Below are 13,773 nucleotides of genomic sequence, written 5' to 3'. Positions count from 1 at the left end.
GTTCCCGCAGTTCCCGTAGTTCCCGCAGTTCTCGCAGTTCCTCCCGTAGTTCCCGTAGTTCCCGCAGTTCCCGCAGTTCCCGCAGTTCCCGTAGTTCCCGTAGTTCCCGTAGTTCCCGTAGTTCCCGTACGACATTGCGCAGAGCGCCCCGCCACGGCGGGGCGCTCTCGTAGTCTCGGACCTGGTGTTCGCCACGACGACGGCCAGGTCCGCCCGACGGGCACGATGCGAGGAGACAGGACAGGGATGCCGAGAACCGATCCGGGCGCGGGCACGCTCGTCGCGGGCCCACTGGGCCACATGCCTGCCTACGGGAGCGCCCATCTGAGCGTCCTCGCCCTGACCGTGGTCGCCGCGCTCGGCCTGGTCATCTGGGCCCGCACAACGCGCGCGGAGCTGGTGGACCGTTCACTGCGCGTGGCCGGGTGGATCCTCCTGGCCAACAGCGTGCTCTGGACGGCATGGGGCTTCCTGCCCTGGTCCTGGAACATCGACGAGTCGCTCCCGCTGCACTACTCCGACGCACTGCGCTTCATCGTGCCGCTGGCCCTGATCACCCGGGCACCCTGGGCGATCGCGGTCACCTACTTCTGGGGGCTGACGCTGAACATGCAGTCGGTGCTCACCCCGGATGTGAACTACTACGTGTGGATCCCTCTGGAGTTCACCGAGTACTGGTTCGCCCATATCAGCGGCGTCCTGGCCCCCATCGTGCTGACCTGGGGGCTCGGCTACCGCCCCACCTGGCGCGGCTATGGCATCGCCTATGCGGCGACTGTGGCGTGGGCGGGCATCGCCATCACCGGGAACGCGCTGACCGGCGCGAACTACGGCTATCTCAACCGCGCCCCGTCCGGCCCCAGCATCCTGGACGTGATGGGCCCCTGGCCGCAGTACCTGCTGGTCGAGGCCATGGCGATCGCCGTGGTGTGGGCGCTGATGACCTGGCCGTGGACCGCGCTCGACGCCCGCCGCGGAACCCCAGCCATCGAACCCGGTGCGCTGCTGCGCCGCCGCCTCCAGGATGAGCCAGGCCCGGGCCCTCGTGCTACGGACGGGCCGATGGTGTCACGAGCTGGCCGATCGTGACACGGCCGGGCCGATGGTGTCACGAGCTGGCCGATCGTGACACGGCCGGGCCGATGGTGACGAGCCCTGGCGATATCGCCAACTGGCCTCAGCATCGGCCCGTCCGTGACGGAGCGCCCGCGGGGCACGCAGGCGGGACGGCGTGCGGGCATCAGTCACGCAGGCGGGACGGCGTGCGGGCATCAGACACGCAGGCGGCACGGTAGACGGGCATCAGGCACGCAGGCGGGACGGTAGACGGGCATCAGGCACGCAGGCGCCCAGGCGCGCGGGCCCGAGCGCACGAGCGCAGGAGGGCGCGAGGGCGCGAGGGCGCGAGGACACGAACCCTTGCGAGGACCCGGGCGCTCGGTCAGGCCAGCAGCTCCAGCTCCGCCAGACGCAGCGGGCCCTGGGCCGTGGTGATCACGAGCCGGTGGTGGGTGAACCCGCGTGGCGAGGGGATCTGGAAGGGACGGGTCTGCCGACGCCAGCGGAAGCTCTGCTCCGTGCGCTCATCCAGCAGCTCCCACGACTCGCCGTCCTGCGAGCCCTCGAGCCGCCAGGCGATCGGGTCACCGCCGGTCTCCGCCGAGGAGGTCAGGGTGAGGAACCGGGTCACGAGGGGCTCGCCCAGCTCGGGCAGATCGATCACGACGCTCGAGGTGTCCCAGGTCTGCTCGGTCCGCGAGTCGTCATCCCGCAGCGGATCCGAGGGGTCCGCGCTGAAGAGGTCCCGCAACGGCTGCGGGTGGTGCCCCACAGGAGTGGCCGACGGCGGCACGGCACCCCAGTCCGAGGCCTCGGCGTCGGCCCGGGAGCCGAGCGCGACGTGCAGGCGACCGCGCAGGTCCGCGTGGTCGATCCAGGCATCGCGGTGCTCCGTGTCATCGCGGGTCATGCCCACGATGCAGTCGGCTCCCGCGTCGCCGTGCTCGGCGATCACGGTGAACGGTTCCCCGCCCAGCGGCTTGACGTGCACATGGTCGAAAAGCGGCGCCACCAGGTGGTAGCGGCCGGTGCCGAGCTGCAGCGGGTACAGGCCCAGCGCGGTCAGCAGCCACCAGGCGCTCATCTCGCCGTTGTCCTCGTCCCCCGGGTAGCCCTGTCCGATCTGCTCGCCCACGAACAGCCGACGGTGCACCTCGCGCACCACCTGCGAGGCGATCTCCGGTGCCCCAGCGTGGTGGTAGAGGAAGGGGATGTGGTGCGAAGGCTGGTTGGAGACCCCGAACTGTCCCATCCGCACCGCGCGGGCCTCATCCATCTCGTGGATGACGTGGCCGTAGGTGCCCTTGAGATCTGCCCGCTCCGGGGTGGAGAAGAACTCGTCGAGCTTCGCGCGCAGGAACTGCCGCCCGCCGAACAGGGCGGCGAGGCCCTCCCCGTCGTGCGGGACGTGGAAGGCGAAGTTCCAGCCGTCGGTCTCGGTGAAGTCCCCTCCCCAGGCACGCGGGTCGAACTCCTCGGGGCTCTGCGCGAAGGCGCCGTCGGCCCGCCGACCCTGGAAGAAGTGGATGGCCGGATCGAACAGCAGCGGGTAGTTCACGGAGCGCGACCGCAGGTAGGCGGCCTCCTCGTGGAGCTGCGCGGCGTGACGCACCTCCTCCGTCGACGCCGCCAGCAGCTCGGCCTGGGCGGCGAGCCCGAAGTCGTTGATGTGCGCCTCGAGGGCCCACGACACGGATTCCTCGGTGTCGGTATCGACGTATCCCGTGAACACGGCGCGTTCGTTGCCCCTGCGCCCCACCTCCGTCATCGGCGGGGTCACGGTCGCATTGCGCAGGCCGGACTCGTAGGCGGCGACCGGATCGGGCAGGGCCACGCCCTTGACGGCGAGATCTGCGAAAGCGACGTCGCTGCTCGTGCCGGTCATGCAGTCCGCATAGCCGGGCGAGGACCAGCGGGCGATCCAGCCGCCTTCGCGGTACTGCTGCACGAAGCCGTCGGCGATCTCGGCGGCCACCTCCGGGTAGAGCAGCGCGTACGCCGGCCACGCGGTGCGATAGGTGTCCCAGAACCCGTTGTTGACATACAGCGTCCCCGGAAGCACCTGGGCGTTGGTGCGGGAGTCGGTGGCATCGCCCTTGGGCGGGCGCACCGGGCTCGCGTGCATCGGAGAGACCCGCTGCAACGTCCCGGCGTTCTCCCACTGGGAGTTGGGGTAGAGGTTCAGGCGGTAGAGGTTCCCGTACAGGGTGCGCCGCTGGGCCGGGGTCGCGGTCCCCGGCTCGATGACCCGCAGGCGCTCGGTCCACGCGGCGTGCGCGTCCTCGCGCACCTGCTCGAGGGACCGACCCTGCACCTCCTGGGCGAAGGTGCGACGGCCCTGTTCCACACCGATGAAGCTGGTGACCAGGCGCACCGTGACGTGCTGGGTGCCCTCGGCGAAGGTCAGCACGCTGCCGGTGGACTCCCCCTGCGCGGCGGCGACCGAGATCGGGGCCGGATCCACCTCGGCCACGACGAACATCCGGGTGGCCCCGTCGGCCCGCTCATAGCCCTCGGCCAGGCCCGAGTCGACCCACGCGCGCATCGTGCCGTCGAACACGGCACCGGCCGCGTCGATGCGGCTGTGCTCGTCGACGCCCTCGAGCAGCAGGTGCGGGGTGCCGCCCTGGGCGGAGTAGTCGATCTCGCAGACGGCGCCGTGGTCGGTCGGCGCCAGCCGCAGCGCGGTCCCGCCGTCGAGCGCCACCTCGTAGAGGTCCGGGCGCGCGGTCTCCTGGGCATGGTCGAAGCCCAGAGCGCGGGCGGCCGGGGTGGCGACGGGCGAATCTCCCTGCATCGGCATGAGCACGAACTGATTGCGGTCCCCCATCCAGGGGCTGGGCTGGTGGGAGATCGCCAGTCCCTGCAGGCGGGGACGGTTGTCCTCACCGTTGCGCCGGTGGTACTCGTACAGCCAGCGCCGGGTGCGCGCATCGGTCACCGGGGTGAAGAACGCGAAGCCGTTGGGCACGGCGGTCAGCGGAAGGTTGTTGCCGCGGGAGAAGTCGCCGGAGGCGTAGGTGCCGCGCCGGGTGTCCACCCAGGCCACGTAGTCCTCGCGGGGCGGGTCCGCGGGAAGGGGGCCGACGTAGGGGCCGTCGATCCAGCCGATGAGCTCCACGGGCGCGGCGGGCTCGATCGGGGCGGCGGGCTCGATCGGGGCGGCGGGCTCAATCGGGGTGGCGGGCTCGATCGGGGCGGCGTCGTCGACCGCTCCCGTGGCGGCATCTGCCGCCGCCGGTGCTGTCGGTGTCGTCGGCCCATCGTGCGCCGTGGCACCCTCATCTGTCGCAGAGATGACGGCGACACCCCTCGTGGTCAGGCCGGCGTCGTCCGCCGGGGCCTGCTCCTCCACGGGATCGTCCTCGAGATCGCTCTCGTCACCGAGGTCCCAGGACGCGATCTGCGATGCCCCGAGGGACGGATCGGCCTGTGCCAGGACCGTCCCCGACAGGTCGCTCCGCTCCAGGTCGACGTCCAGCATGCTCACTTCTGGACCAGCGGGTGCCGGATCCGCGGCGGGAGCACCCTCGGGCTGTTCGTCGTCGTCACCATCCGGGATCGCGGCCATCAGCAGCACCTCGGCGATGGTGCGGCCGACGGCGGTGTCGAGCGCGACCTGCACGTCGTTCCATTGGTCGGCGTACAGGATCTTCCCCTCGCCGATCCCGGCGGCGGTGGCCGGGGTCCCGTACTGATCGCGCGGGTCGAGCTCGGAGAGGCGCGAGCCGTCCTTGAACACGAGATCGATCGAGACGTGCGTGGCGCCCCAGGTCAGCTCCGCATCCAGCTGCGGATACACGTAGAACCGCAGCACATCGCCGCGCTCGATGGTGCGACCCACCACGGAGGCCAGGCCCTCCAGCACCGGCAGCGTCGTCTCGGAGCTCTCTGCGGCGCCGGCTTCGTAGCGCAGTGCGGAGGTCGCGAGGAAGCCTGCGGCGTCCTTGCTGGTGGGCGAGCCGACGGGTCCCGGGTCTGCGGTGACGATCATGCGCTCAAGGTTAACGACCACGGCGGGCTCGAGGCAGGTCCCGTCCGGCGCGGCGCGGCAGGACCTGCCCCCTGGGCACCCGATTGCGCAGGCTTCGTGGTCCGCCCCCTCCACCTATATCCACAGGCACCAGGTGTGCAGGCTCCGCCATATACGGCCTCCCTCATCACCTCACGCCCCTGGATACGCCTTCCCCACCTCGGGAAGGAGGCGCCCGGCGGCGGGGCGACGAGTACCTCTCCTCATCACGGGAGCCATAGGGCTCCGGCGCTATGGGCCCTCTCCTCATCACGGGAGGCACAGGGCTGCGGCGCTATGGGCACCTCTCCCCATCGGGGGAGGCACGGGGCGGCGTCCCGATGCGGAATACTGGAGGGACGACGACGCAAGCACTCGGGGGAACAACATGGCGTACGCCCAGGCATCACCGAACATGCCGCAGAAGGCTCCGACCGATCGGCCGAAGCGGCCTACCTGGCATTGGCTCGTGGTGGGCGGAGTGGCCCTGCTCGGTCTGCTGCTGGTCGCGGCGCTCGCGATATTCATCGGGTGGCGGATCCTGGACCGCGGCAATCCCGAGGACACCCTCGATGACTTCTACTCCTCGCTGCAGTCCGCCGACTGCGAGCTGTTCATGGAGTCGACCACCGACGAGTTCCAGCAGGCGACCGGTCTGACCTCCTGCGCCGTGTTCGATGAGAACATCGCCGGGGTCTCGGGCGTGGACTACGAGGTCACCGATCGCACCAACCGTCAGGGCTACGCGATCTTCGAGGTCACCGAGACGTTCACCGCGGACGGTCAGTCGGAATCCGTGGACGCGCGCTTCTACGTGCGCCGCATCGACGGCCAGTGGGACCTCGACCTCGTCGAGACCGTCGAGCCGGGCAGCGAACCGATCACCTGATCGGAGTGCCGCCGCGCGCGTCGCGGCTCATCGCACACCGCACACCGCACACCGCACACCGCACAGGGTCAGCGATGTGCTCGGCAGCGGGCCTGGTACAGCTCCGTGCCGCCGATCTGCTCGGCCGTCGCCTGCAGCGCGTCGGCGTCGGAGTCGAGCAGACGGATGTGGAAGGCGGCGTCGGCGCCGCACACGGTGCATACCGCGGTCAGCTTCACGACCTCCTCCGCCTGCGCCATCAGGGAGGGGATCGGCTCGAAGGGGCCGCCGTCATAGGTGACGCACAGACCGGCGACCTCCACCAGGATCCCGGCCACGAGGATCTCCTCGACGGCCTCGACGATGCTCGGGCCGAAGAACTGGGCCTCATCGATCGCCACCAGATCCGGGCGCTCCCCCGTGACCGCATCGCGCAGCTCCTGGGCGTTCTGGAGCATCCTCGCAGGCACCGTGCGGCCGATATGGGTGCTGAGCCTGTCCTGCCCGCCGCGGTCATCGAGCCGGTGGCCGAACACCTCGACCCGGAGCCCGGCGAGCTCGGCGCGATGCACACGACGCAGCAGCTCCTCGGTCTTGCCGGCGAACATCGGCCCGGCGATGACGTGGAGACGACCTGCCTCTGAAGGACGCATGCGATCACAGTACGCGCAGGCCGCGCGTGGACGGCCCCGGTTACAGTGCCCGCATGAGCATCCGCCGCGTCTCTCCCCTCGACGGGCGCAGGCCCACCCGTGACGATCTGGCCGCCTTCGCCGGCTCGGACGGATCCGTGCTCGAGGACGTGATGCCGGACCCCGAGCACGGGGAGCGCCTGCGACTGCTGATCGTGGGGATCAACCCTGGCCTGTGGACCGCCGCGGTCAACGCGCCCTTCGCCCGGCCCGGCAACAGGTTCTGGCCTTCCCTGCACCGCGCGGGGCTCACCTCCCGCCTCGTCGATGCCTCGCGCGGGCTGGCGGAGCAGGACGAGCGCGAGCTGCGCGCACGAGGCATCGGCATGACCAACCTCGTGGCGCGCGCGACGGCTCGCGCGGACGAGCTCAGCCGGGAGGAGCTGCGCGTCGGCGGCCGCGAGCTGGCCGCCCGCGCGGAGTCCCTGCGGCCACATGCGGTCGCAGTCGCCGGCATCACCGCGTTCCGCACCGCGTTCGGCCTGCCCCACGCCCGGATGGGTCGGCAGGACCCGGAGCTGGTCCCGGGCTGGCCCACGGAGGTCACCCTGTGGGTGATGCACCAGCCCAGCGGCCTCAACGCCCATGCGACGGTCGACTCCCTCGCCGAGACCTGGCGCGACGTCGCGCGCGATGCCGGCCTGGCCCAGGAGAACATCAGCTGACCGGTGCATGGCTCCCGCCTGCGGGCTCGATGCACAGACGGCGAACTGTGAACGGACACGGGGACAGGGCGATGGTCCTCACCTAGGGTGCCTAGCAGAACTTTGCACCTCTCGGCATGATCGCCAGGGTGCAGATCCCGTCCCCAACCGGAGGAGACAGCGGTGGCCAGCACCGATGAGCGACCTGAGTATCCCGATGACCACAAGCGGTTCTCTCTGAGCGAGGACTGGATCGCGACGATCCTGGGCCTGCTGATCTTCGCCGTCTGCCTGCTCGGCCTGATCTCCCCGGAGCTGATCCCGTGAGCACCGTCGATCCCCAGGTGAGGGACGAACCCGTCGACGCCGCGGGGACCCCGCTCGTCGATCGCCGCGTCCCCGAGCAGTCCTCCGCGGGCGAGGGAGACCCCGAGGCACCGCGCCGCGCCTCCGCGCTGTGGACCGTGCTCGGTCTGCTCGTCGTGCTCGCCCTGGCGGCCGTGGTGAAAGTGCTGACCGACCTCGTCCCGGCGGTGACCGAGGGCACCGGGATGGGCCGCATCGCGAAGTCCGTGGAGTTCCCGGTCTACGCGATCGCGCTCGGCTTCCTCGGCAACGCGGTGCTCTCGCTGACGGGCGTGCGCGCCAGGATGACCGCCGCCTTCCGCACCGAGCTCTTCATCAAGATCGGGCTGGTCCTGCTCGGGGCCACCATCAACTTCGCGGTGGTGGTCCGGGCCGCCGGCCCCGCGGTGCTGCAGGCGGTCGCCCTGATCACGATCGTCTTCCTGTTCACCTGGTGGTTCGCCGGGCTGCTCGGGATCGATGACAAGCTGCGGGCCCTACTCGCAACCGCCCTGTCGGTCTGCGGGGTCTCGGCGGCCGTCGCGGCCGCCGGCGCCGTGCAGGCCAAGAAGGAGCAGCTCGCTTTCACCGCCACCCTCGTGATCGTGTTCGCGGTGCCCTCGATCTTCCTGCTGCCGTGGCTCGCGGGAGTGATGGGCCTGTCCCCGGCGGTCACCGGAGCCTGGATCGGAGGGAACATCGACACCACGGCGGCGGTCACCGCGGCCGGTGCGATGGCCGGTGAGCAGCCCCTGCAGATCGCCTCGATCGTGAAGGTCACGCAGAATGCGCTCCTGGGTGTGGTCGCCGTGCTGCTGACCCTGTTCTTCGCGTTCCGCGCCGCCCCGGCCGACGCCGACACTGCCGGCGCGGTCGCCACTGGCTCGATCCCTGCGGGCTCGGCATCTGCCAGCTCCTCCCCCGCCGCGCCCGTTGCCGGCCGCCGTTCCCTCGGCATGCTGTGGGGTCGCTTCCCGAAGTTCGTGCTCGGGTTCCTGCTCGCCTCGGTGATCGCCACAGTGCTCGCTCAGTCACTCCCGGCCGACGTGCTCGAGCCGCGGCTCGACGCCGCCAAGGAGCTGCAGACCTGGGCCCTGACCCTCGCCTTCGTATCCATCGGGCTGGAGTTCAACATCTCCAGCGCCAAGGAGGCCGGCTGGAAGCCCGTGGTCGTCTTCGCGGCGGCGACCGTGGTCAACCTCCTCGTGGGCCTCGGTCTCGCGCTGCTGCTGTTCCGGAACTTCACGTTCTGACCCACGGCCGGCCGCCGTCAGCGAGAGCTACTGCTGGCCCTTCTCCTGATCGGAAGAACGCTTCTCCCCGGTGGACCAGAAGTAGAGCAGATCGGTTCCGTTCAGCAGCCGGTCCCCGATGGCACGCTCCTGATAGATGACCGGGTTGTGCGAGGCCAGGGTGCGGGCGTTGCGCCAGTGACGGTCCAGCGCTCGTCCCCGTGAGGTCGCCGATGCCCCGCCGACCTCGAACAGCTCCGTGGTCACCGAGAGCACGTCTGCGACCGCGCTGATCTGGGCCTGGACGGTGCGCAGCTCGGAGGCATCGGTGAGGTGCTCGGGGGTCGGTGCGCCGACGGACTCCTGTGCGAGGGCGAGCGCCCGCGCGGCGGCGAGCACCGCATCCTAGGCCGACGCCACCTGCGCGGACAGCCGACCCACCACCTGCTGCACGAGCGGGTCGGTCGCCGCGGTTGTTCCGCTGCCCTGCGAGTAGACCCGGGTGCGTGAGCGCACGAACTCGATCCCCTCACGGAGCGCGGCACGGCCGGCGCCCACCAGGGAGGCCAGGAGCACCAGCTGCAGGAAGGAGGTCTGCGTGGTGGTGGCCCCGTCCCCGCGGCTCTCGAGCACCCGCACCCGGTCGGTCGGCACGTGGACCTCGGTGAACAGGGTGGATCCGCTGCCGGTGAGGGTCTGGCCGAAGCCGTCCCAGTCGTCGCGCACGTCGACGCCGGCGTCGGCGATCCCCACGGTGACGCGGGCGCGCCGGCCCTCCGGGGTGCGGGCCGAGACGTTGATCCAGTCGGCGAAGATCGAGCCGGTGGAGTAGTGCTTCTCCCCCGAGAGACGGAATCCGTCGGCCGCAGGGGTCACGGTGGTCGCGAGGTCGCCGACGGTCGCGGTGCTGCGCTCATGGCTGGCGTTGCCGAAGACCGCGCCCTGCACGATCTCCGAGAACCAGGCGCCGGGGTCGCCCTCCTCGCTGCCGATCAGGAAGTCGTTGACGAAGGCGAAGTGTGCTCGCAGCAGCTGCGGGAGGTTGGAGTCCGCCTCGCCGAGATCGATGAGCAGCCGGAAGAAGGTCTCGATGTCCGCGCCGGAGCCGCCGTGTGCCGTGGGCACGGTGACGGCGGTGAAACCCACCTCGGCGAGCGCTCGCACCTCGGCGTGCGGCAGCCGTCGATCACGATCCCTCTCAGCCGCCCCCTCGGCGATCTGGGAGAGAACGGGGGCGAAGCGCTCCCGCAGCTCGGTGTAGGTGGGTGCGGGTCGAGTGGTGGTGGCGGTCATGCGGACTCCTCGAGTCGGGGGCGGGGCAGCGCGTCGACGAGCTGCCGGGTGTAGTCGTGCTGAGGGGTGAAGAAGACCTCGTCGGCGGACCCGGATTCCACGATGCGGCCGCCCTGCATGACGAGCACGCGGTCGCTGATGTGGTGGATGACGCCGAGGTCGTGGGAGATGAACAGGTAGGCGGTGCCCAGTGCCTGCTGGAGGTCGCCGAGCAGATCCAGGACCTGCGCCTGGATCGACACGTCGAGGGCCGAGACGGGCTCATCGAGGACGAGGATCTCGGGATCGGTGGCGAGCGCGCGGGCGATGGACACCCGCTGCCGCTGCCCTCCCGAGAGGGACAGGGGGTGGCGTGCGGCGTGCTCGGGGGCGAGGCCGACGGAGTCCAGCAGCTCCCCGACCCGTCGTGCGCGGTCGCTGCGGGGGACGTCCGCGGGCAGGGCGTCGGCGATGATCCGGCCGGCGGTCCACCGCGGGTCGAAGGAGCCGAGCGAGTCCTGATGGACGACGGAGATCCCCCGCCGACGCGCGCGGCGTGTGCGCTCCGGGAGCTCGGACCAGGGCAGGCCGTCCAGCAGGACCGTGCCGGTCGTCGGCCGGGTCAGGGCCAGGGACATCCAGGCGGTGGTCGACTTCCCGGACCCTGATTCGCCGACGATGCCCAGGGTCTCCCCCGCGTGGAGGTCGAAGGAGACGTCGTCGACCACCGTGCGATCGCGGCCGTCGGGCCCCCGATAACTCTTGGAGACCCCTTGGACGGACAGCACGGGGCCGACGTCGACGGGGCGCTCGGACTGCGAGGTGCGGTCCGGCAGGATCTGCTGGGGCGGCGCAGCGGACAGCCGCTCCCCGCGCGAGTGCGCCGAGGGCACGGCGGCGATCAGCCGCTGGGTGTAGGGATGCTGCGGGCGGGTGAGGACCTCACGGGTGGGTCCCTGCTCGACGACCCGACCCTCCCTCATGACCAGGACATGATCGGCCAGGCGCTCCACGACCGCGAGATCGTGGCTGATCAGGATGATCGCCCTGCCCTCGGAGAGGTTGTCCTCGAGCAGCGCGAGGATCTCGGCCTGCACGGTGACGTCGAGCGCCGTGGTGGGCTCGTCGGCGAGGAGGATCTCCGGGTCCAGGGCGAGCGCGGCGGCGATCAGCGCGCGCTGGCGGAGCCCGCCGGAGAGCTCGCCGGGCAGCTGCCGCGCGCGCAGCTCCGGCTCGGGGACGCCCGCCGCGGCGAGGAGCTCGCGGACCCTCTCCGGCCGCTCGGCGCGCGGCACGCCGTGCAGCCGCAGCGGCTCCGCGATCTCGGCGCCCACCGTGCGGATGGGGTCCAGCGAGACCAGGGCGTCCTGGAGGACGTAGCCGATCCGGCTCCCGCGCAGGCGGCGGAACTGCTCCTCTGTGGCGGTCAGCAGATCAGTCGCGGTCAGTGGATCGTCGCCGACCTCGAGCCTGGTCCCGGTGACCGTGGCGTTCGAGCTGTTCAGACCCAGCAGGCTGCGGGCGGTGACCGACTTCCCGGAGCCCGATTCGCCCACGATCCCCAGGCAGCTGCCGGCACGCAGGGTGAAGGAGACGTCGTGGACGACGGGCGTGCCGTCGAAGGCGATCGCCAGGTTCTCGGCGGTGATCAGCGGGGTCGGGGAGGTCGGCGGGGTCATCGGGCAGCTCCGGAATCGGTGGCGCGCTGGAGGTGACGACCGATCACGGTCAGCGACAGGGTGAACAGGACGATGGTGATGCCGGGGAAGAAGTCCATCCACCAGGCCTGCTGGATGTAGTTGCGGCCGGCGTTGAGCATCGCGCCCCATTCGGCGGTGGGCGGCTGGACGCCCATGCCCAGGAAGCCGAGGGCTGCGGCCCAGACGATGGCCTGGCCGATGCCCAGCGTGATGAGCACGGTCAGGGGGCGGAACGTGTTGGGGAGGATCGTGCGCAGCAGGATCCTCAGCGGTGAATGGCCGAGGGAGCGGGCCGCCTCGACGTAGAGGGAGCCCTTCACCGACAGCACCTGACCGCGCACCATCCGGGCGTAGCCCGGCATGGAGGCCACCCCGACCGCGACCATCTGCGTGAGGGCGCTGTTGCCGTAGACGGCGATGAGGATCAGGGCGAGCAGGATGCCGGGGAAGGCATAGAGCACCTCGATCACGCGGGTCACGGCCACATCGGCGAATCGTCCGCCGAGACCGCCGGTGAGGCCGAGGGCGAGCGCTCCCAGCAGCCCGATCGCCGTGGCGCCCAGTCCGATGGTCAGCGACTGACCCGCGCCATGGACGACCCTGCTGTACACGTCGCGGCCGGACTGATCGGTGCCGAAGGGATGCTGGAGGCTCGGGGCGTCGAAGCTCGCGGCGAGGTCGATCTCGAGCGGATCCTGGTGCGCCAGCAGTCCCGGGGCCAGCGCGGCGAGCACAACGAGGCCGACGACGCCACCGGCCAGCAGGACGCCGGGACGGCGCAGCGGACCGCGACGCGCCGCCCGGGACGGCGGACGCGGGGCTTCCGCGGCGAGGGCGGTGTCGGGAGCTGGAGCGAGCAGCGTCATGAGGCACGTCCGATCGAGGTGCGCAGCCGGGGGTCGACTGCGACATAGGCGAGATCCGTGAGGAGGTTGGCGACCACGTAGACCAGGGCGACCACGAACGTCACCCCGACCACGAGCGGTAGGTCCTGCGCGGTGACCGCGCTGACCAGCACCTGGCCGATGCCCTGCCGGGAGAAGATCACCTCGACGACGACGGCGCCGGAGATCAGCGATCCGAGCCCCCATCCCGACAGCGCGATGCCGGGCAGGGCCGCGTGCCGCAGGACATGGCGCCACCGCACGTCGTGCAGCGTCGCGCCCCGGGAGCGGGCCGAGAGCACGAAGGGCTCGCGCAGCGCGGCATCGAACTCGTCGCGCGTGACCTGGGCGAGGAACCCGCCCAGCGGGATGCCGAGGGTCAGCGACGGGAGGATCAGGCCGAGCGGTCCGCCGTCCACGACCGGCAGCCACTGCAGCACCACGGCGAAGACCACGAGGAGCACGACGCCCAGCCAGAAGTGGGGCAGCGCCGCGAAGACGACCTCGATCGCCGAGCCGATCCTGCCCACGAGGCCCGAGCGGCCCGCGCTGGCCAGCGTCAGCGCCAGGGCGATCCCCCAGGCGATCAGCAGCGCGGTGGCGGTGAGCTGGAGAGTGGGGACGATCTGCTCGCCGATCACGGCGAGCACCGACTCCTTCATCGTGTAGGACTCGCCGATGTCGAGGTGCAGCAGGCCGCCCAGGAAGGCGACGTACTGCACGAGGATCGGCTGGTCGAAGCCGTACTGCTCACGGACCGCCTGGACCGTCTCCTGCGGAGGGTTCGCCGAGGCCCCGCCGAGGATGGCGAGCGCGGGATCGCCGGGGACCATGTGCTGGAGGAAGAACACGATCGTCGCGACCGCCCACAGCAGGAGGATCGCCGAGCCCAGCTGAGCGGCGGCACGGCGGGCCAGAGCCCGCCACCGGGCGGGTGAGGGCTGGAGGGAGCCGCTGGGAGGGATCACCTCGGGGGCCGCCCCGTGGGCAGTCCCGGGGGTGGCCGCAGGGACCGCCCCGACCGCGGTCGGGTCCGGCGCGCTGTCGAGAGTCTTCACAGTCATC

The 13,773-nt window shown here is 71.1% G+C and carries 12 protein-coding genes; 5 read left to right on the top strand and 7 right to left on the bottom strand.

Annotated elements, in window-relative coordinates; all coding sequences use genetic code 11:
- The first annotated feature begins 246 nt into the window (after positions 1-246).
- Entirely contained in the window at positions 247-1,089 is an 843-nt protein-coding gene (locus INT49_RS11760) for a YwaF family protein (protein ID WP_226850369.1), read from the top strand.
- A 352-nt stretch (positions 1,090-1,441) separates the two neighbouring features.
- Here the strand turns inward: INT49_RS11760 and INT49_RS11755 are convergent, their stop codons facing one another.
- The gene (locus INT49_RS11755; RefSeq protein WP_226850367.1) at positions 1,442-5,053 is read right to left on the bottom strand and encodes a GH92 family glycosyl hydrolase; all 3,612 of its coding nucleotides are present in this window, start codon (positions 5,051-5,053) and stop codon (positions 1,442-1,444) included.
- A gap of 406 nt (positions 5,054-5,459) precedes the next feature.
- Between INT49_RS11755 and INT49_RS11750 the strand changes: the two genes are divergently transcribed.
- Complete coding sequence (locus INT49_RS11750) at positions 5,460-5,960, top strand: hypothetical protein (RefSeq protein ID WP_193117932.1); 501 nt, start codon at positions 5,460-5,462, stop codon at positions 5,958-5,960.
- 68 nt (positions 5,961-6,028) lie between these two features.
- Here the strand turns inward: INT49_RS11750 and INT49_RS11745 are convergent, their stop codons facing one another.
- Complete coding sequence (locus INT49_RS11745; protein ID WP_193117931.1) at positions 6,029-6,592, bottom strand: thymidine kinase; 564 nt, start codon at positions 6,590-6,592, stop codon at positions 6,029-6,031.
- A 53-nt stretch (positions 6,593-6,645) separates the two neighbouring features.
- On the opposite strand from INT49_RS11745, the gene INT49_RS11740 reads away from it, so the two are divergent.
- From INT49_RS11740 to INT49_RS11730, 3 genes are all read left to right on the top strand, one after another.
- On the top strand, positions 6,646-7,296 hold the full coding sequence (locus INT49_RS11740; protein WP_193117930.1) for a mismatch-specific DNA-glycosylase: 651 nt from the start codon (positions 6,646-6,648) through the stop codon (positions 7,294-7,296).
- A gap of 162 nt (positions 7,297-7,458) precedes the next feature.
- Positions 7,459-7,602 (top strand): hypothetical protein, encoded by a 144-nt coding sequence (locus tag INT49_RS11735; protein ID WP_193117929.1) that lies wholly within the window; start codon positions 7,459-7,461, stop codon positions 7,600-7,602.
- Positions 7,599-8,873 carry a YeiH family protein gene (locus tag INT49_RS11730; RefSeq protein ID WP_319021597.1) on the top strand — a complete coding sequence of 425 codons (1,275 nt, stop codon included), beginning with the start codon at positions 7,599-7,601 and terminating at the stop codon, positions 8,871-8,873. Before INT49_RS11735 ends, INT49_RS11730 begins: the two co-directional genes overlap by 4 nt.
- 27 nt (positions 8,874-8,900) lie before the next feature.
- Here the strand turns inward: INT49_RS11730 and INT49_RS21155 are convergent, their stop codons facing one another.
- Genes INT49_RS21155 through INT49_RS11715 form a run of 5 tightly spaced genes read right to left on the bottom strand, consistent with a single transcriptional unit; the run spans position 8,901 to position 13,772 of the window.
- Positions 8,901-9,251 (bottom strand): acyl-CoA dehydrogenase family protein, encoded by a 351-nt coding sequence (locus INT49_RS21155; RefSeq protein ID WP_319021596.1) that lies wholly within the window; start codon positions 9,249-9,251, stop codon positions 8,901-8,903.
- A gap of 6 nt (positions 9,252-9,257) precedes the next feature.
- Positions 9,258-10,145, bottom strand: a complete 888-nt coding sequence (locus INT49_RS11725) for an acyl-CoA dehydrogenase family protein (protein WP_226850364.1) — start codon at positions 10,143-10,145, stop codon at positions 9,258-9,260.
- The gene (locus INT49_RS11720) at positions 10,142-11,803 is read right to left on the bottom strand and encodes a dipeptide ABC transporter ATP-binding protein (protein ID WP_226850362.1); all 1,662 of its coding nucleotides are present in this window, start codon (positions 11,801-11,803) and stop codon (positions 10,142-10,144) included. The genes INT49_RS11725 and INT49_RS11720 overlap by 4 nt, the downstream gene beginning before the upstream one ends.
- Positions 11,800-12,690, bottom strand: a complete 891-nt coding sequence (locus INT49_RS21150) for an ABC transporter permease (RefSeq protein WP_226850360.1) — start codon at positions 12,688-12,690, stop codon at positions 11,800-11,802. Before INT49_RS21150 ends, INT49_RS11720 begins: the two co-directional genes overlap by 4 nt.
- Entirely contained in the window at positions 12,687-13,772 is a 1,086-nt protein-coding gene (locus tag INT49_RS11715; protein ID WP_193117927.1) for an ABC transporter permease, read from the bottom strand. Before INT49_RS11715 ends, INT49_RS21150 begins: the two co-directional genes overlap by 4 nt.
- Position 13,773: the final 1 nt, after the last annotated feature.

This window comes from Brachybacterium tyrofermentans, from assembly GCF_014897585.1.
GTDB lineage: Bacteria > Actinomycetota > Actinomycetes > Actinomycetales > Dermabacteraceae > Brachybacterium > Brachybacterium tyrofermentans.
The sequence above is the reverse complement of the archived record's forward strand: the minus strand, read 5'-3'. Positions and strand labels throughout refer to the sequence as shown.

What these genes read in the sequence shown, in the direction of transcription:
- INT49_RS11760 (WP_226850369.1), top strand. Translation starts at nt 247, where the DNA reads ATGCCGAGAACCGATCCGGGCGCGGGCACGCTCGTCGCGGGCCCACTG.
- INT49_RS11755 (WP_226850367.1), bottom strand. Translation starts at nt 5,053, where the DNA reads ATGATCGTCACCGCAGACCCGGGACCCGTCGGCTCGCCCACCAGCAAG.
- INT49_RS11750 (WP_193117932.1), top strand. Translation starts at nt 5,460, where the DNA reads ATGGCGTACGCCCAGGCATCACCGAACATGCCGCAGAAGGCTCCGACC.
- INT49_RS11745 (WP_193117931.1), bottom strand. Translation starts at nt 6,592, where the DNA reads ATGCGTCCTTCAGAGGCAGGTCGTCTCCACGTCATCGCCGGGCCGATG.
- INT49_RS11740 (WP_193117930.1), top strand. Translation starts at nt 6,646, where the DNA reads ATGAGCATCCGCCGCGTCTCTCCCCTCGACGGGCGCAGGCCCACCCGT.
- INT49_RS11725 (WP_226850364.1), bottom strand. Translation starts at nt 10,145, where the DNA reads ATGACCGCCACCACCACTCGACCCGCACCCACCTACACCGAGCTGCGG.
- INT49_RS11720 (WP_226850362.1), bottom strand. Translation starts at nt 11,803, where the DNA reads ATGACCCCGCCGACCTCCCCGACCCCGCTGATCACCGCCGAGAACCTG.
- INT49_RS21150 (WP_226850360.1), bottom strand. Translation starts at nt 12,690, where the DNA reads ATGACGCTGCTCGCTCCAGCTCCCGACACCGCCCTCGCCGCGGAAGCC.
- INT49_RS11715 (WP_193117927.1), bottom strand. Translation starts at nt 13,772, where the DNA reads ATGACTGTGAAGACTCTCGACAGCGCGCCGGACCCGACCGCGGTCGGG.